Source organism: Ectothiorhodospira magna (genome assembly GCF_900110965.1).
Classification (GTDB): domain Bacteria; phylum Pseudomonadota; class Gammaproteobacteria; order Ectothiorhodospirales; family Ectothiorhodospiraceae; genus Ectothiorhodospira; species Ectothiorhodospira magna.
On sequence record NZ_FOFO01000004.1, the window covers coordinates 103,968 to 120,783 of the forward strand.

Here is a 16,816-nt window from a genome sequence, read left to right on the forward strand (position 1 = left end):
GCCCTGCTATCCCCCAGATGGATAACGACTGCCGACGCTGTCCGGTACGGTCCGTCAGCCTGTTCGGGGATTTGCCCGACGAGGTGGTATTTCAGCTCGACAATCCATCAGAACACCTGAATCTTCCGGCCAGTCATCTGCTTTACCGGGAAGGCGCGCCGGCCAGCGCCGCGTTCACCCTCAAGGAAGGGGTCATCAAGCTGACACGCACGGCGGTGAATGGCCGGGATCAAATCCTGCGCCTGCTGACCCAGGGTGATGTGCTGGGGGCGGAAGGATTGATGGGACATACCTATAACCACACAGCCACCACCCTCACTCCGGTTCAAATTTGCCGCCTGCCCCTGCCAGTGCTCAAGCAACTTCAGGCCGCCCACCCCACACTCAATCATGCCTTGCTGGCCCGGTGGGCGCTGGCCCTGCAACAGGTAGAAAACCTGGCCCTGGAACTGGGCACCAAAAAAGCCAGCGAACGACTGGCTGCTTTTCTGCTCTACTGGTACGCCAGAAACGGCCATTATCCCAGTATGCCCCTGCCTCTGTCCCGCACCGAGACAGGAGAACTGCTGGGCTTGACGGTAGAAACCGTCAGCCGATTCTTTGCCGACTGGAAACGGCGGGGCTACCTGTCCGAAAAGACGGGTATCATCCATCTGCACGATCTCACCGCACTGAAAAACCTGAGCGGTCTGGAAAATTTTGATGAAACTGCTGGCCATTGAGACTGCCACCGAAGCCTGTTCCGCTGCCCTGCTCCTGGATCGGGATATCTGGGTTCGATTTGAAGTGGAACCCCGTGCCCATGGGCGCCTGATCCTGCCCATGATGGAGGGACTGCTGGCAGAGGCTGGGCTGTCCCTGGGGCAACTGGATGCTCTGGCCTTTGGCCGGGGACCTGGAGCCTTTACCGGAGTCCGCATTGCAGTGGGTGTGATTCAGGGGGCTGCCTTTGCTGCCGACCTGCCGGTGGTGCCCGTTTCCACACTGGCCGCCCTGGCCCAACAGGGTCTGGATGAAGGGGCCAATCAGGTGCTGGCAGCCCTGGATGCCCGTATGGGAGAAGTCTACTGGGGCGCCTTTCATGGGGATGGGGATGGATTGGTGGTCCCCGTTACCGAGGAGCGGGTCTGTCCGCCCGGCGATGTGCCTCTACCCCAATGGCAGGGCTGGATGGGGGTGGGTCACGGTTGGGCTGCCCATCAGGCGGTACTGGAAGCCCGCCTGGGACCATGCCTGAGTGGAAGACCCATGCCGGACGCCTTGCCCAGCGCTGCCGAAGTGGCCCGACTGGCCGCCAGGGATTTTCGCCAGGGTCAGGTGGTTTCGGCTGAATCCGCCCTGCCGGTTTACCTGCGCGACCAGGTTGCACACAAACCCGGCCCACGGCCCTCCAGGGCCATTTAACCGCAAGCCCCCGTATCGGCCAATCCGTCCACCAAAGTGGTGGCAAAGGCACCCGCTGGCAGGGTGAAATCCAGCTGCAAGGTATGCTCGTCTTCCCAATGCCAGCTCAACGCCTGGGGCCGAATGCGCAGAACCCGCCGTTCCTGGGTCAGGCCCGCCGCTTCAAGCCCCTGGGCCAGAACCGGCATGGTTGCCGCAATCTCGGACTCCAGGGCTGCCACCGGGCCTGTGGTGGCCAGATCTCCACACCCCCACAAGGGGCCGGTCACGTGCAGGGCCTGGGCCGCCAACCGCTCGGGCACCGTTGGATCATCCCCTTGATTGATGAAAAAACTACCCCGCCCATCCAGTTGCAGGGCGTCACCGAGCAGGGCCTGGTCCCAGGTGCCATTGTCCAACCGGGCCGCCAGCACCTGGTTGAAGATTTCTGCCCGGGCAGCCGACAGATAAATCCCCCGCAGCTTGTGATCCCGCACCAGCAAGGTGCCCTGGAACAGGGCTTCTGCCTTGGCCACATTACTGCCATCACGGCCAAAACGCTGGGCACCGAAAAAATTAGGCACCCCCCGCTGCTGCAGCAGGGCCAAATGGGTTTGTGCCCTGTCCCGATCCCCTGCACATTGACGCAGCACCAGCACGAACCGGTTGCCCCGCAAGTGACCGGTCTGGAGTTTACGCCGGTGACGCCGGGCGTCCAGAACTTCCACAGCAGGCGGTAACTGCTCGGACCAGGCCGGTGCCTCCCGACCCGGCAGATGGACACTGAACCATTGGGTCGTCACTGCGTGGCGGTCCTTGCGACCGGCATAGCCAACAGCCCGGCGGGGCACTCCGGCAATGCGCCCGAGTAACACGGCAACGTCATCGGTATTCATGCCCCGTTTGCGCACATGGAGCCAGACATGCTCACCCTCCCCATCAGGCAGGGTAGCGGGGATTTCCTCCACCTGAAAATCCTCGGGACGGTGACGCAAAACGGCTGTCAGGGGACGGTCGGGGCGTTGAGTTGCATGCATGAATACGAACCACATCCATTAACATCGTCAAAGGTATTCAGTCGGTTTCAGACTGCGGCGCCAGGTGCCGTAAAAAATCCAGGGCTTCAGGTAAAGTCCGGGCCTGTTCCACCGGGGGCAGGCTCTGCAAAAACAGACGACCATAGGACTTGCTGCGCAAGCGGGGATCACATAGCACCAGCAGACCCCGGTCCTGAGGATCACGGATCAGACGCCCCACCCCTTGTTTAAGGGCGATCACTGCCTGAGGGAGTTGCAAGGCAGTAAAGGGACTGCCCCCGTCCCGACGAATGGCAGCTATACGAGCCTCCAGAACCGGGTCGCCAGGGGAGGCAAAGGGCAGGCGGTCGATCACCACACAACTTAGGGCCTGCCCCCTCACGTCCACACCCTCCCAGAAACTTTGCGCCCCCAGCAGCACACCGTTACCCACCTTGCGAAACCGGGTGACCAGTTCCTGTCGCGGCGCACTGCCCTGCACCAGCACAGGCCGATCCAGATGATGAGATAACCAGGCCGCAGCCACCTGCAAGGCTCGGTGACTGGTGAACAGCATGAACGTACCACCAGGGTTGGCCTGGATCAGAGGCAGGACAGCCTGGGCCACCGCTTCGGTATAGCCAGGCGCATTGGGTTCGGGCAACCCTTCAGGCAAATAAAGCCGGGCGTTGGTCCCATAATCAAAGGGGCTGTCCAACTGCAGGCCTCTGGGGGCGTCCAGACCCAGGCGGCGATTAAAATGGTCAAAATTCCCGTCTACCGACAATGTGGCTGAAGTGAATACCCAGGCACTGTCACAGGCGCCCCGGTGCTGACGGAACAGACTTGCCACATCCAGGGGGGTCAAATGCAAACTGAAGGTCCGGGTCCAGGTCTCGTACCATTGCACCGCATCCTCCCGGGGGCCACCAAACAAGGCCAGACGCTGTAGCTGATCCTGCACCCGGCGGGCGCAGCCTTCCAGTCCCTTGCCCCGCTGAGCTGCCAACGCCAGGGCTTCGCTTAAGGATTGCAGGGCCGTCTGCAGAGATTCCATGGCCACCGCCATACCCGGCGCCACCGCCAGGGTCGACCAGGGGGCGCGGCGCATCCCTTCTCCCATGGCCAGACGAAAATCCTTAACCGCTTTGACCAGATCATCGGCACATTCCCGCAACCAGGGCATGTCCGGTGCTTCGTTGACCTGTTCAGCCACCGTATCCCGTGCCAGTTCCAACAACTGGCGGGCACTGAGGGTCACACCAAAAAAATGACCTGCCACATCCGGCAACTGGTGGGCTTCATCGAGAATAAAAGCCGCTGCCGAAGGCAGCAAATCGCCAAAACCCTCATCCTTGAGGGCCAGATCCGCCAGCAGCAGATGGTGATTAATCACCACCAAATCCGCCTCCTGGGCACGACGACGGGCCCGCAACACATGACAGTCCTGATAATCGGAACAGTCCGTACCCAGGCAATTGTCCACCGTGGACGTGACCCTGGCCCAGATCTCTGCATCCTCCGGTAACTGGGACAGCTCCGCCACATCCCCTGTCCGTGTGCCCGCCGCCCAGCGCTCCACCTGTTGCAAGGGAGCATGTAACCGGGCTGGCAACAATGGGCCCTCTGCCACAGCCAGACGCAGACGATGGGTGCATAAGTAATTGGAACGCCCCTTGAGCAAGGCCCGTCGTACCGACAACCCCAGGGCCTGACAGAGCAGGGGCAGGTCTTTGTGGAACAACTGGTCCTGAAGATTGCGGGTGCCGGTGGAGACAATGACCTTGCGCCCATCTACAAGCACCGGCACCAGATAGGCAAACGTCTTGCCTACACCGGTACCCGCTTCGGCCACCAACGTCCCCCCCTCCGCCAGCACCTGGGCCACGGCGGCAGCCATCTGTTGCTGGGGCAGGCGTGCCCGAAACCCCGTAATGGCCTTCGCCAGGGGACCATCATCCCCCAGCAACGCCACTACGGTATTGCCCCCGCTCATCCAGTACGCTCCGGCTGGAGTCGACGGGACCGTTCCAGGGCTTCCCTGGCACCGCGTTCATCGCCCCGCAGCCGCCGGGCCTGGGCAATGATCTGCCAGTTATCTGCCTGCAGGGCGCGATCCCCTCTGGCCAGATCATTGGACTTGGCCGCCAGACTCTCGGCTTCCTCTGCCTGACCCTGGTTTAATCGAACCTGGGCCAAACGGTGCCAGAGCAACGCATCATCAGGGGCAATACGCAACGCACGTTCCAGAGCCGCAGCGGCCCGTTCAGGCTGATCAGCCATGAGGTGACGTTCTGCATCTCCTGCCAGGGCCACCACCGCCGGTGGCCGGGCCTGTGGGGCCGATGGGGGCCGTTGACCAGCCCCTTCTCCTCCCGGCATACGCCCTGGCCGGGGATCACCGGCAATCACTGGTGCCTGGGGTGCTCGCACCTCCGGTCGGGGCAGGGGCACCGGCTCTGGTACCGGCACCGGGGCAGGTGCAGGCACTGACGGCGGCGGCACAGGCACTGGGGCAGGTGCCCGTATATCAGGCGCAGCAGCACAACCCGAGAGCATGATCAGTACAGCCAGCGGCGCCAGGTACCAAACAAGGGAATCATGGGATTTCACACGCGGCGGCTCCATCAAGGGTAAATCGGCACGAGATCAGGCCGTGGCCACTCGCCGTACCGCAAAAATATTGGGCAAGGCACCGATCTTGTCCATCACGGCACTCAGTTGCCCCGTATCGGCGATCTCCAGGGTCAGATCCATGGTTACGGTACGTTCCGATGGATCGGTACGGGTAGAGGCGGCCAGCACGTTAACCCGGTCATTGGCCAGTACCTGGGTGATATCCCGCAACAGTCCCTGACGGTCAAAGGCCTCCACATGCACCACCACCGGATAGGCCTGACGCTCTTCGCCCCAGCTCACCTCTACCAGACGGTAGCGCTTTTCCGTGGGCATTCGCAGAATATTGACACAGTCTCGCCGATGAATGGTGACCCCCTTGCCTCTGGTGATGTACCCCACAATGGCATCCCCCGGTACGGGTCGGCAACAGCGGGCCACCTGGGTGAGCAGGTTCCCCACCCCCCGGATCTGAATCCCTTTTTCACCATTGCCAGCCTTGCTGGCGGGACGACGGCTACGCCGTCCCATAAGCGTTTCCTCTGCAGTGGGGGTGATGGGCACCTGCAGGGCACTGGCCAACTGGGCGGGCGTGATCTCGCCGGCGCCGATGGCCACCAACAGTTCATCCCGGCTGGGCTGATGAAAGCGTCTGAGCAACTCGTCCATATCCGGTTCAGTGCCTCCCTGTCGCTGAACTTCCCGCTCCAGAATCTGCCGGCCTTCCTGCAGATTCTTGTCATGATCCTGGAACTTGAACCAACTGCGGGCCTTGGCCCTGGCCCGCGAAGTCCGCAGATACCCCATATTGGGATTCATCCAGTCCCGGCTGGGACCGCCCTGACGGGTGGTGAGGATTTCTACCCGCTCACCAGAACGCAGTTCATAGGTCAAAGGCACAATACGGCCATTGATCTTGGCGCCTCGACAACGATGACCCACCTCGGTATGAATGGTGTAGGCAAAGTCCAGGGGGGTGGCGCCTTTGGGCAGATCCACCACATCCCCCCTGGGGGTCAATACAAACACCCGGTCTTGAAATAACTCCGAACGAAAATCCTCCAGCAATTCCCGGTCGTTGTCCTGATGCTCCAGCAGGCGACGCAGGGAAGCAATGGCCCGCATCAGCGCCTGATCCTCCCGACCGCCTTCCTTGTAGCGCCAGTGGGCCGCCACCCCCAATTCGGCAAAGGCATCCATGTCACGGGTGCGGATCTGCACCTCGACCACCTTGCCCTGGGGGCCTAGCACCGCTGTGTGCAGGGACTGATAGCCATTGTCTTTGGGGTTGGCAATATAATCGTCAAATTCCTTGGGAATATGGGGCCAGCGGCTATGCACCACCCCCAGCACCGCATAGCAGGTGGACACCCGATCCACAATCACCCGAACCGCCCGCAAATCATATAAATCCTGAAATTCCAGCTGTTTGCGGTCCATCTTCTTCCAGATGCTGTAGATATGCTTGGGTCGGCCCCGCACATCTGCGACCACCTGCTCTTCCTCCAGCGCCAACCGCAGACGATCGGTGAAGTCCTGAATATACTGCTCCCGCTCCAGCCGGCTTTCCTCCAGCAACCGGGCCACCATGCGGTAATGTTCCGGACTTTGAATACGAAAGGCCAGGTCTTCCATTTCCCACTTGAGCTGAGCCACCCCCAGACGATTGGCCAGGGGCGTGAAGATTTCCTGGGTCTCCCGGGCATAGGATCGGGCCAGGGCATCCGGGTCCTGGGACATCAGCCGCAGATGTTGCAGGCGGTAAGCCAGCTTGATGAGCACGGCCCGTACATCATCCACCATCGCCAGCAACATGCGACGCAATCGCTCTGCCTGCTCCGGTGTCCCGTCCAACTGACCTGGGGCACTGCTAAAGCGGGTCAGCAGATGGACATTTTTCACCAGTCGGGACACCGACTCGCCAAAATGACGGGACAGATCCTCGTCAGACACACTCTCGTCAAAATGGGCGTCCAGCAACAGGGCTGCAATCAGGGTATCTTTATCCACCCCCAATACCCGCAGATTCTCGGCCACATCCAGGCAATGGGGCTGACGGGGCTGGCGGTCATGTTCTTTCAGGGCATGGGTCAGCGCCATGGACAGGCGCACGTCCGGGCCGCCCCCTGGCGGGGTAAACCGCTCCACCAGGGCCTCACGGGACTCATGAACCAGGGATGACTTATCGTATCGGGTATGGCGCATGGAGGCAGAGTATATCCATTTCTAACCCGATCAGGGGAGCTGACGCAGGGTCAGCAAAGGCGGCTGACGCAACACCGCACGGGTACCCAACCAGCCGGCAAGACCGACACCCAGGGCACCGCCGGCGATACCCAGCACCCAAAGCCAGGGATTGAAGGCATAGGACAAATCGAACACCTGATGGGCCAGCACCCAGCCAATACCACTGGCACCTGCGCTGGCCAGCAGACCCGCCAAAGCCCCCATGACGGTAAATTCTGCCAACAAGCCCATCAGTACCTGACGCCGACCGGCCCCCAGAGTGCGCAAAATGGCACTTTCCCGCCGACGCAGATCCCGGGTGGCATGAATGGCTGCGTAGAGCACGGTCACCCCTGCCGCCAGGGTGAATAAAAACACATATTCCACCGCAAGGCTGGCCCGGTCGATGATGTCACGCACCTGCTGCATCAAGGCCCGCACATCCAGGATGGTGATGCTGGGGAACTGTCTCACCATGGCCGTCAACAGGTCGGCACGCCCCTCTGCCAGATGGAAGCTGGTCACATAGGTGACAGGCTGATCCTCCAGCAGGCCCGGCGGTGACAGCACAAAGAAATTCACATTGAAGGAATTCCAGTCCACGCTGCGCAGGCTGGTGATCTGGCCGGTGACCCTTTCGCCGGATATGCTAAATTCCAGTACATCACCCAGCCCAAGGCCCAGAGTCTGGGCCAGCCCCTCTTCGATGGAAAACTCCTGGCCATCGGTATCGTCGGACCACCACCGACCCGCCACCACCTGATTGTCTGGCTGCAGTTCACGGGCAAAGGAAAGGTTGAACTCCCGGGAAGCCAACCGCTCTGCCCTGGGATTGGTCAATGTTTCCGGATCCACCGGTGTATCGTTCACCGCCACCAGGCGACCACGAATCATGGGGTAATACACGGGGGCCGGCAAACCTTCTGCCTCGAACAGGCTTTGCAAAGGGTCCACCTGATCTGGCTGAACATTGATCATGAAATGGTTAGGGGCTTCCGGCGGCAGGCTGCCCTCCCAGCTGGAGAGCAAATCCACCCGCACCAGCGCCAGCAGCAACAGGGCCATGATCCCCAGTCCAAAGGCTGCCAGCTGGACCGCACTCAAGGCCCCGCGCCGGGACAGATTGGCCAGACCAAATCGCAAGGCCACGCCGCCCCGGGTACGCAGGGGCTTGAGTCCCTGCACCAAGGCCCATGCAGCCCCCCACAGGAGCACCACCGTCAGGCCGGCGCCCCCCAGAACCCAGGCCGCCAGTCGTACATCTCCCGCCTGCCACAACAGCAGTCCCCCCAGTGCGGTCAAGGCTAGCACCAGAGCCAGCCACATGGCCGGGGGTGGCGCTCCCAGGTCGCGCCGGAGCACCCGCAGGGGCGGCACCTGACCAATCCGCAACAGGGCCGGCAGACCAAACCCCAGGGCGGTGACCACCCCCACCCCAAGCCCCGTGAATGCCGGCCACAGAGACGGCAATGGCAATGTGCCGGGGAACCACTGAGCCAGCAAGGCCGCTAAAAACCATTGGGCCAGAAAGCCCAGCACCAGCCCCACGGCACTGGCCAGCAGGGCCAGCCAGAGGATGCGTAAAATGAACACCTGCAATACAAAGGCCCGTGACGCTCCCAGACAACGCATGACGGCGCTCACATCGGACTGACGATCGCTGTAGTGCCGGGCCGCCACCGCCACCGCGCCCCCCGCCAGCAGCACCGCCACCAGAGCCGCCAGTCCCAGAAATTGCTCACCCCGGGCAATGGCCCCCTGCAGTTCGGGTCGGGCATCCCCAACCCCCTCCAGACGCTCCCGCTCCGTCAGGTTCTCCTGGGCCCAGTTGCGAAACGCGGCCACCTGGGATTCGCTGCCGGCCACCAACAGACGGTGACTCACCCGACTGCCCGGCACCACCAGTCCGGTGGCTTCCAGGTCTTCCAGGGATATCAGTACCCTGGGGCCCAACTGAAACAGGTCACTGCCCCGGTCCGGCTCGTAGGTGAGCACCTGGGTCAGGGTCATTTCCAGATCCCCCACCTGCAACCGGTCACCCACCGCCAGACCCAGCAGCTGTAACAGGCGAGGTTCGGCCCAGACCTCACCCCGGTCAGGTACCCGGTGGATTTCCCGCTCCTCTCCAAAGAGCACATCACTGACCCGCACCGAACCCCGCAGGGGCCAGCGGTCACTGACCGCCTTGATCTCCGTAAGCTGGGAGGCCTCATCGGTCATGACGACGCTGGGGAAAGTCACATGACGGGCCGTCTCCAGTTCCAGATGGGCAGCCTGCTGGACCACCGCCGGCGCCAGGGGCGCAGACGAGGTGATACTCAAATCCCCCCCCAGAAGCTGGGTCGATTGCTGGGACAGGCCCCGCTGCACCCGATCGGTAAAGAAACTGACCGAAGTGACGGCTGCCACTGCAATGACCAGAGCCATGGCCAAAATGCGCAATTCACCGGCACGCCATTCCCGTCCCAGGGACAGCCAGGAATACCGCAACACCTGATTCATGCCGCCTCCAGCACGCCGTCATTGAGTCGGTAGCGCCGCTCGCAGCGGTCCGCCAGCGCCATGTCATGGGTCACCAGCACCAAGGCCGTGCCATAAACCGCCTTGAGATTGAACAGCAGGCGGATGATCTGTTCTCCGGTCTGTTGATCCAGATTGCCAGTGGGTTCATCGGCAAACAGCACCCTGGGATGGGCGGCAAAGGCCCGGGCGATGGCCACCCGCTGCTGCTCACCACCGGAAAGCTGGCCGGGATAATGGGCCATCCGCCGGGCCAGTCCCACCTGCTCCAAGGCCTCCATGGCCCCGGTCCGTGCATCCCCGGCCCGCCCGGACAGTTCCAGGGTCAGCATCACGTTCTCCAGTGCCGTCAAGGCCGGCAGCAGCTGGAAGGACTGAAATACAAACCCCACTTGACCGGCCCGCAGCATGGCCCGTTGATCTTCGGTCAGCCCCCCCAAGGCACGGCCCAACAACTGAACCTCGCCGGCCGTGGGCAGGTCCAATCCCGCCAGCAAACCCAGCAGGGTGGACTTGCCTGAACCGGAAGCCCCGACGATGGCCACCACTTCGGCAGTTGTCACCGTCAGGTCCACACCCTTTAAAATGGCCAGTTCACCCCCCGGACCATGAACAGATTTGACCAGACGGCTTGCCGATACCACGGCGGCGGAGGATTGAGACACCATGGGATCACGACTCCTTTTCTTGCTGTGCATGTTATGCCTGCCCGCTTCGGCGATGGCCGAACGGCCTGCCCTGCTGATCATGGGAGACAGCCTGAGCGCCGCCTGGGGCATCCCGGTGGAACAGGGCTGGGTGGCCCTGCTGGAACAGCGCCTGGAACAAAACGGCCACACCTGGACCGTGGTCAATGCCAGCATCAGCGGAGAAACCACCCGTGGCGGCCTGACCCGCTTGCCCCGCGCCCTGGAACGACATCAACCCGAACTGGTGATCATCAGCCTGGGCGGCAATGACGGATTGCGGGGCGTCGCCCTGGACGAAATTCGGCACAATCTGTCCCGCATGATCCAGCTCAGTGGGGACCAGGGCGCCCAGGTGGTGCTGGTGGGGATTCAGGTACCGCCCAACTTGGGCAGACAGTTTACCCAGAGGTTCCACCAAATCTACCACGAACTGGCGGCGGAATATCAGATTCCCCTGGTACCGTTCCTGCTGGAGGGGGTGGCCCTGGAGCCGGACCTGATGCAGGCGGATGGCATTCATCCCACCGCCCAGGCCCAGCCGATCATGCTGGAGACAGTATGGGGGGTACTGGAGGCGGTGCTGGCCCAGGGAAGGTGATACCGCTCACCGAAGCAACAACCGGGCCGGCAATTCCGATACCGAACTCAGGGTCAGATCCGGTGGCGACCCCCCGTGCTCCCACACCAGGGCATGGGGATTGACCCAGGCGGCACGCATCCCCACCCGGGCCGCGCCACGCACATCCCGCTCTGCATCATCTCCCACGTGCAGGGTCTCGGACGCGGCCACACCGGCCTCGTCCAGGGCGGCGGTGAAAATTCGCGCCGATGGCTTGGCGGCCCCGGCAGCGGCGGAAGTGATCACAAAATCGAACCGGTCACCGATGCCGATGTGATGCACACAGGCATTGCCATTGGTGATGGCGCCGATGCGAAAATGGCCCCGGAGACGATCCAGGGTCTCCAGCACATCGTCGTAGAGAGACACCTGATTGCGGGCCTCCCAGAACACCCGGAACGCCGGTTCCACCAGTTCGTCCCCGTAGCCCGACTGGGCCGCCAGGATGCGCAACCAGTGCTTGCGCAGCCGGGTCATGTCGTAGTGCAGGTGCCGGCGCTCGGCAAACCAGGCCTGACGGTGACGGATCATGGCCTCCAGGCTGTGACGCTCGGCAATACGTGGGTAATGAACCCCAAGCCAGTGGTGAAAAACCCGTTCCGCATTCTGGATCACCGGGGCACAGTCCCACAGGGTATCATCCAGGTCGAAGGTGATGCAGCGTATGTCCATGGCCGAAGCATACCCGTTAGCCGGTGCAGAATACAGGCGACTATACCTGGAATCGCTCCATCGCAACGCGCAGTTCTGCCGCCAACCGGGCCAGATTCTGTGCCGCCTGGGCGGTTTCCTGGGCGCCGGAGGACACATCGTGGCCACTTTCGCTGATACGGACCACATTGCGGTTAATATCTTCAGCCACGGCACTTTGTTCCTCTGCAGCGCTGGCAATCTGACCGCTCATGTCCGTAATGGTCCCCACGGCGGACACGATGGTTCGCAGGGATTTGTCCGCTTCACTGGCGCCGGTGGAAGTCTCTTCAGCCCGCTGGCGACCGGCTTGCATCACCTGCACCGCGCTTCTGGCACCTTCCTGCAGGGACTTGATCATGGACTCAATTTCCCGGGTGGAGCTTTGGGTACGGCTGGCCAGAGTTCGCACTTCATCGGCCACCACGGCAAAACCACGCCCCTGCTCTCCGGCCCGGGCAGCCTCAATGGCAGCATTCAAGGCCAGCAGATTGGTCTGCTCGGCAATGCCCTGAATCACATCCAGTACGGCACCAATTTTTTCGCTGTTTGCCTCTAGTTGCTGAATCACATCGGCAGCCCCACTGATCTCCCGGGCCAACTCCTGAATGGCCTTGATGGCCTGAGAGGAAACCGCCTGGGATTCCCTGGATTCGTCATTGGCCTTGGCTGCTGCCGTGGATGCCTCGGTGGCACTGCGCGCCACCTCCATCACGGTGGAGGTCATCTGATTCATGGCCGTGGCCACCAGTTCGGTCTGGGAATGCTGATCCCCTACCCGCCGCAAGGTCTGTTCAGTCACCACAGAAAGCTGTTCCGAGGCGGCTGATAACTGGGCAGTGGCGCCGTTGACCTGACCAATGATGCTACGGAAGCTGTCCCCCATGCGATTAAAAGACCGGGACACCCGCCCCAGTTCGTCATGGCTATGATCATCCACAACCACCGTCAGATCCCCGTCGGCCATCCGGCCACTGGCCGCCACCAGCTGATCCACCGCACCCGTAATACGTTTGAGCAGCAACAGCCCACCGAGCAGGGTGACAACATAAGCCAGTACCAACAACAAAATCATGCCATTACGGATCTGTCCCTTGAGCGCCAAAGAATCCTGATAGGCTTCCCTGGCCACTTCCAGTTGCAAATCCATCAAAGTGCGCAAGGTGTCTGCAGCTTGCTGATAGAGCTGATTGACTTCCCGCTGCAATAACTGCTCTGTGGCTTCCCATTGCCCCGCCCTGAGCTGTTCCATCACCGGAGTCAGCCCCCGTCGATCCAGTTCTGCCCACTGGCGCTCGAAGCTGGCGGCCAGCTGAGCTTCCCTTGGCGTCAGAGTGGTCTGCTTGTAATCAGCCCAGATGCGATCCATGGTCTGCTGATTCTCTCGAACCCGGCGCAGCGCAGTATCAATGGCATTGGGCCGGGTATCGCTCAAGGCCATGCGCAACTGCATCCGTGAGTCGGCGATTCGCTCGCTGATCCGTCCCAACTGCCCCATCGGCTCCAATCGGTCGTCGTAGACCGACTGCAGACGCTGTTCAATCTGTACAATGCCGACCCAGCCCATCAGGGCGATGGCGGACATCAGCAACAAGGCCGACGCCATCATCAGCGCCAGGCGCTGACGGAGAGTAAGGCTGATTCCCATGAGATGTCTCCTGATTATGCAATCGACACCGAAACCGGTGCCAAGCCGGGAGGATGCCATGCCTCCCCAAGCTACTTTATCCGTAATATCGGCGGTAGCACCCGTTCCTTGAACCTCCTCTGTCAGCGCCTCCGCCGGGCGGAGACTGGGGGGATAAGCGAGATTTTTGGCGATGATGGGATAGGCATCGGTATCAACAGGTCAGGAATGTTAAACTGACGCCCACAACCATCCATGACGGAGAGATTATGAAAACCCAAACAAAGGCACTGATTGCCGGACTGATCCTGACCCTGGCCGCAGGCACCGCCTGGGCGGTGGACCCGGAAGACGCCATCGAATACCGCAAGGCGGTGTTCCAGGTCTTCAAATGGAACATGGGCCCCATGGGCGCCATGGCCCAGGGAGACAGACCTTTTGACCGGGAAGAACTGGCCAAGTACGCCGAACAGATGGCCCGTACCGCTGACCTGCCCTGGCAAGGCTATGTAGACGGTTCCGATGTGGGCAACACGGCCTCCAGACCTGAGGTCTGGACTGATCGCGCCCGTTTTGACGCCATGGCCCGGGACTTTGAAACCCAGGCCAACCGGCTGCTGGACGTGGTCAACAGCGATGCCAACGAGCGTCAGATTCGTATGGAAATTGGCCGCCTGGGCCAAACCTGCCGGACCTGTCACGACGATTTCCGGGTCGCCCGTCGCTGATCCAAAAGGCAAGGGGGGAATACCCCCCCTGCCCCATGAACCCCAAGGGCAAACCTTGGGGTATCACGGAATGTAGGTGATCCCCGCCCACACCAGAGCGGAACAGACCGCCAGCAGCAGCACCGCCCACCACAGGTTGGCAAACTTCACATCCTCGGCCCCGTACCAGGTCACCCGCTTGCGCCCGGTGATCATGGGCAGGATCAGATTATCCCGCTTCAGCAGCCAGTACAGCAGCACCGCCGTGATGTGGATGCCCACCATGACCAAAATCAGGTCAAAAGTGAACTTGTGCAGACCGGTGAGCCAGTCACTGGTGGACGATGACACCATGCGGGCAAAGGGGCCCCGGTTGAAAATCTGATCATTGGCAAACAAACCGGTGAAGGACTGGAACAGCAACAGGCCCAGCATGATCATCACCGCCCACCCCCCCATGGGATTGTGACCGGGATGCCGGTGGCTGTCGCCACTGAACAACCCCTTGAAATACTGGAACACCGTCACCGGCCCGGCGATAAAATCCGAAAAACGGGCAGATTGGGTACCCATCACCCCCCAAAGAATCCGAAACAGCAAAAGGGCAATCAACCCATACCCCAGCCACATGTGCCAATGCAGGGTCATCACGTCCCGGCTGGTGTACCACAGCCCCACCAACAGGATGATTAAAGCCCCGTGAAAAAGCCGGGTGGGCAAATCCCAGATTCGAATGATCTTGCCGTAATGTCTTGCATACCCTGTGTCCATAAAACCTCCAGATGGCAATTAACAGCCTCGACCATACCAAAAATGGTCGCCCACGAAGACGTGCTCCACCACCATCTGCACCGAGCACAGACCCCGGTACTCGTTGCTGTCCAGACGATAGGCCAGGTGCATTCGCTCCCGATCCTCTGGCCAGTCTTCCGGGTCAGCGTTGAAGGCAATACCGGTAATGGCTTCTTCCCCTTCGGGATGGCGCAGACGCAGGCGCAGATGCCTGCCCTTGAGCCAGCGTCGCTCCAGTACCTCAAACTCACCGTCGAACAAAGGCTCCGGGAATCCCTGCCCCCAGGGACCGCCGGCACGCAAGATCTCGGCAGTCTCCAGGGTCAGTTCCTGGGGAGACAGGGGGCCATCACTGCAAATCACACCCTCCAGATTCGCCGGATCAACCCACCGGCGCACGGTATCGTCAAACACCTGCTGAAAGGACTCAAAATGCACCGCCGGCAGGCTCAGACCTGCCGCCATGGCATGGCCACCAAATTTAGTCACCAGGCCCGGATGGGTGGTGGCTATGGCCTCCAGTGCATCTCGAACATGTAAACCGGGAATGGAACGGGCTGAGCCTTTGAGCAATCCGTCACCGGCATCGGCAAAGGCAATCACGGGGCGATGCAGGCGATCCTTGATACGGGCGGCGACAATGCCGATCACCCCCTGATGCCAGCTGGGTTCGTACAGGCACAGGCCATGGCTGCCCGCACCGGTCAACCCCCGCTCCAGTAACGGGGCCAGACTGTCCAGAGCCTGATCCTGCATCTGGGCTTCCACCTCCCGCCGCTCCCGGTTCAGGTCATCCAGTGCCTGGGCCAGGGCCAGGGCATGGACCGGATCGTCAGTCAGCAGACATTCGATACCTATCCCCATATCGTCCATACGCCCCGCTGCATTCAGGCGAGGGCCGGCGGCAAATCCCAGGTCCGCGGCAACGGTTCGGGCCAGATTACGGCCCGCCACCTGCAACAGGGCTAAAATCCCCGGCGACGCCTGTCCAGCCCGCATGCGCCGTAATCCCTGGGCCACCAGAATGCGATTATTCCGATCCAGGGATACCACGTCTGCCACGGTGCCCAGGGCCACCAGGTCCAGCAAAGTGCCCAGATTAGGCTCGGGGATACCTCGATGCTGAAACCAGCCCTGTTGGCGCAAGCGGGCGCGCAGGGCCACCATCACATAGAAAATGACCCCGACCCCGGCCAGGGCTTTGCTGGGAAAGGGGTCATCGGGCAGATTAGGATTGACGATGGCCTCGGCCTCGGGTAGCTTGCTTCCTGGTAAATGATGATCGGTCACCAATACCCGTATACCCCGATTCCGGGCCGCTACCACCCCTTCCAGACTGGCAATGCCATTGTCTACGGTGATGATCAAATCCGGCTGCCGCTCCACAGCCACCGCCACAATCTCCGGCGTCAGGCCGTAGCCGTACTCAAACCGGTTGGGCACCAGATAATCCACCGCCACCGCGCCCATGGCCCGCAGGGCGCGCAGGGCCAAAGCGGTGCTGGTAGCGCCATCGGCGTCAAAGTCCCCGATCACTAAAATCCGCTGCTCCTGGATGAGCGCCTGTTCCAGCAAGGCTGTGGCCTGATGGATTCCGCTCAGCGCCTCAAACGGGGCCAGCCCGGAAAGACCGTGATCCAGCTCCTGAGGGTCTGGCACTCCCCGGTTTCCGTAGAGTCGGGACAGTAAATCAGCGCCCTTGCTCCCGGTATTTCGGCGTTGTAGTCGCCGCACTGTCTTCATGATGAGGTTACCCTTGCAGATTGACTGCTCCGAATTTCATACACGAAAGTGCTGATTCGGTGATTCGATCTCCGTTGATAGCGCCCGGGTTTGGGCGAGCAACTGGAGTCCTGGTTGAGCAGTCCCAACCGGAGGCGCTCAGTCCGTTCCAGCAAGATCGCCTTGACCCGCTTGAACGGAGTGAACCG

The 16,816-nt window shown here is 61.6% G+C and carries 14 protein-coding genes; 4 read left to right on the forward strand and 10 right to left on the reverse strand.

The genetic code is table 11. The annotated features are described in order from the left end of the window. The first annotated feature begins 17 nt into the window (after positions 1 to 17). Together BMX62_RS02810 and tsaB are read left to right on the forward strand one after the other, a co-directional pair. Positions 18 to 722, forward strand: a complete 705-nt coding sequence (locus BMX62_RS02810; protein WP_090203813.1) for a Crp/Fnr family transcriptional regulator — start codon at positions 18 to 20, stop codon at positions 720 to 722. After that, positions 703 to 1,404, forward strand: coding sequence for a tRNA (adenosine(37)-N6)-threonylcarbamoyltransferase complex dimerization subunit type 1 TsaB (gene tsaB / locus BMX62_RS02815; protein WP_090203817.1), 702 nt, complete (start codon positions 703 to 705; stop codon positions 1,402 to 1,404). Before BMX62_RS02810 ends, tsaB begins: the two co-directional genes overlap by 20 nt. On the opposite strand, the gene truD is transcribed toward tsaB, so the two are convergent. The 6 genes from truD to BMX62_RS02845 all read right to left on the reverse strand — a co-directional run bounded on the left by truD (position 1,401) and on the right by BMX62_RS02845 (position 10,429). Then, positions 1,401 to 2,420: a tRNA pseudouridine(13) synthase TruD gene (gene truD, locus BMX62_RS02820; RefSeq protein WP_090203879.1), complete on the reverse strand. Its 1,020-nt coding sequence runs from the start codon at positions 2,418 to 2,420 to the stop codon at positions 1,401 to 1,403. The genes tsaB and truD overlap by 4 nt on opposite strands. A gap of 37 nt (positions 2,421 to 2,457) precedes the next feature. Continuing rightward, positions 2,458 to 4,395 (reverse strand): DNA repair helicase YoaA, encoded by a 1,938-nt coding sequence (locus BMX62_RS02825; RefSeq protein ID WP_090203821.1) that lies wholly within the window; start codon positions 4,393 to 4,395, stop codon positions 2,458 to 2,460. Continuing rightward, positions 4,392 to 4,889, reverse strand: coding sequence for a tetratricopeptide repeat protein (locus tag BMX62_RS02830; RefSeq protein ID WP_238375825.1), 498 nt, complete (start codon positions 4,887 to 4,889; stop codon positions 4,392 to 4,394). The genes BMX62_RS02825 and BMX62_RS02830 overlap by 4 nt, the downstream gene beginning before the upstream one ends. A 159-nt stretch (positions 4,890 to 5,048) precedes the next feature. Beyond that, complete coding sequence (gene relA, locus BMX62_RS02835; RefSeq protein ID WP_090203824.1) at positions 5,049 to 7,220, reverse strand: GTP diphosphokinase; 2,172 nt, start codon at positions 7,218 to 7,220, stop codon at positions 5,049 to 5,051. Positions 7,221 to 7,250: 30 nt separating this feature from the next. After that, the gene (locus BMX62_RS02840; protein ID WP_090203827.1) at positions 7,251 to 9,743 is read right to left on the reverse strand and encodes an ABC transporter permease; all 2,493 of its coding nucleotides are present in this window, start codon (positions 9,741 to 9,743) and stop codon (positions 7,251 to 7,253) included. Then, entirely contained in the window at positions 9,740 to 10,429 is a 690-nt protein-coding gene (locus BMX62_RS02845; RefSeq protein WP_090203830.1) for an ABC transporter ATP-binding protein, read from the reverse strand. Before BMX62_RS02845 ends, BMX62_RS02840 begins: the two co-directional genes overlap by 4 nt. Here BMX62_RS02845 and BMX62_RS02850 point away from each other — a divergent pair. Beyond that, entirely contained in the window at positions 10,428 to 11,048 is a 621-nt protein-coding gene (locus BMX62_RS02850) for an arylesterase (protein WP_090203833.1), read from the forward strand. The two genes, BMX62_RS02845 and BMX62_RS02850, sit on opposite strands and share 2 nt — an antisense overlap. Positions 11,049 to 11,054: 6 nt before the next feature. Here the strand turns inward: BMX62_RS02850 and BMX62_RS02855 are convergent, their stop codons facing one another. Further along, a complete protein-coding gene (locus tag BMX62_RS02855) occupies positions 11,055 to 11,741 on the reverse strand; it encodes an HAD family hydrolase (protein ID WP_090203836.1) in 687 nt (228 codons plus the stop codon). Positions 11,742 to 11,781: 40 nt separating this feature from the next. Next, positions 11,782 to 13,407, reverse strand: a complete 1,626-nt coding sequence (locus BMX62_RS02860) for a methyl-accepting chemotaxis protein (protein WP_090203839.1) — start codon at positions 13,405 to 13,407, stop codon at positions 11,782 to 11,784. 248 nt (positions 13,408 to 13,655) lie between these two features. Between BMX62_RS02860 and BMX62_RS02865 the strand changes: the two genes are divergently transcribed. Further along, positions 13,656 to 14,114, forward strand: coding sequence for a c-type cytochrome (locus tag BMX62_RS02865; RefSeq protein ID WP_090203842.1), 459 nt, complete (start codon positions 13,656 to 13,658; stop codon positions 14,112 to 14,114). A gap of 63 nt (positions 14,115 to 14,177) precedes the next feature. Here the strand turns inward: BMX62_RS02865 and BMX62_RS02870 are convergent, their stop codons facing one another. Continuing rightward, positions 14,178 to 14,864, reverse strand: a complete 687-nt coding sequence (locus BMX62_RS02870; RefSeq protein ID WP_090203846.1) for a cytochrome b/b6 domain-containing protein — start codon at positions 14,862 to 14,864, stop codon at positions 14,178 to 14,180. A gap of 18 nt (positions 14,865 to 14,882) precedes the next feature. Beyond that, the gene (gene recJ / locus BMX62_RS02875) at positions 14,883 to 16,628 is read right to left on the reverse strand and encodes a single-stranded-DNA-specific exonuclease RecJ (RefSeq protein WP_090203849.1); all 1,746 of its coding nucleotides are present in this window, start codon (positions 16,626 to 16,628) and stop codon (positions 14,883 to 14,885) included. Positions 16,629 to 16,816: the final 188 nt, after the last annotated feature.

Bases quoted from the DNA above. Each gene is read 5' to 3' on its own strand.
- BMX62_RS02810 (WP_090203813.1), top strand. From the start codon at position 18: ATGGATAACGACTGCCGACGCTGTCCGGTACGGTCCGTCAGCCTGTTC.
- tsaB (WP_090203817.1), top strand. From the start codon at position 703: ATGAAACTGCTGGCCATTGAGACTGCCACCGAAGCCTGTTCCGCTGCC.
- truD (WP_090203879.1), bottom strand. From the start codon at position 2,420: ATGCATGCAACTCAACGCCCCGACCGTCCCCTGACAGCCGTTTTGCGT.
- BMX62_RS02825 (WP_090203821.1), bottom strand. From the start codon at position 4,395: ATGAGCGGGGGCAATACCGTAGTGGCGTTGCTGGGGGATGATGGTCCC.
- relA (WP_090203824.1), bottom strand. From the start codon at position 7,220: ATGCGCCATACCCGATACGATAAGTCATCCCTGGTTCATGAGTCCCGT.
- BMX62_RS02840 (WP_090203827.1), bottom strand. From the start codon at position 9,743: ATGAATCAGGTGTTGCGGTATTCCTGGCTGTCCCTGGGACGGGAATGG.
- BMX62_RS02850 (WP_090203833.1), top strand. From the start codon at position 10,428: ATGGGATCACGACTCCTTTTCTTGCTGTGCATGTTATGCCTGCCCGCT.
- BMX62_RS02845 (WP_090203830.1), bottom strand. From the start codon at position 10,429: ATGGTGTCTCAATCCTCCGCCGCCGTGGTATCGGCAAGCCGTCTGGTC.
- BMX62_RS02855 (WP_090203836.1), bottom strand. From the start codon at position 11,741: ATGGACATACGCTGCATCACCTTCGACCTGGATGATACCCTGTGGGAC.
- BMX62_RS02860 (WP_090203839.1), bottom strand. From the start codon at position 13,407: ATGGGAATCAGCCTTACTCTCCGTCAGCGCCTGGCGCTGATGATGGCG.
- BMX62_RS02865 (WP_090203842.1), top strand. From the start codon at position 13,656: ATGAAAACCCAAACAAAGGCACTGATTGCCGGACTGATCCTGACCCTG.
- BMX62_RS02870 (WP_090203846.1), bottom strand. From the start codon at position 14,864: ATGGACACAGGGTATGCAAGACATTACGGCAAGATCATTCGAATCTGG.
- recJ (WP_090203849.1), bottom strand. From the start codon at position 16,628: ATGAAGACAGTGCGGCGACTACAACGCCGAAATACCGGGAGCAAGGGC.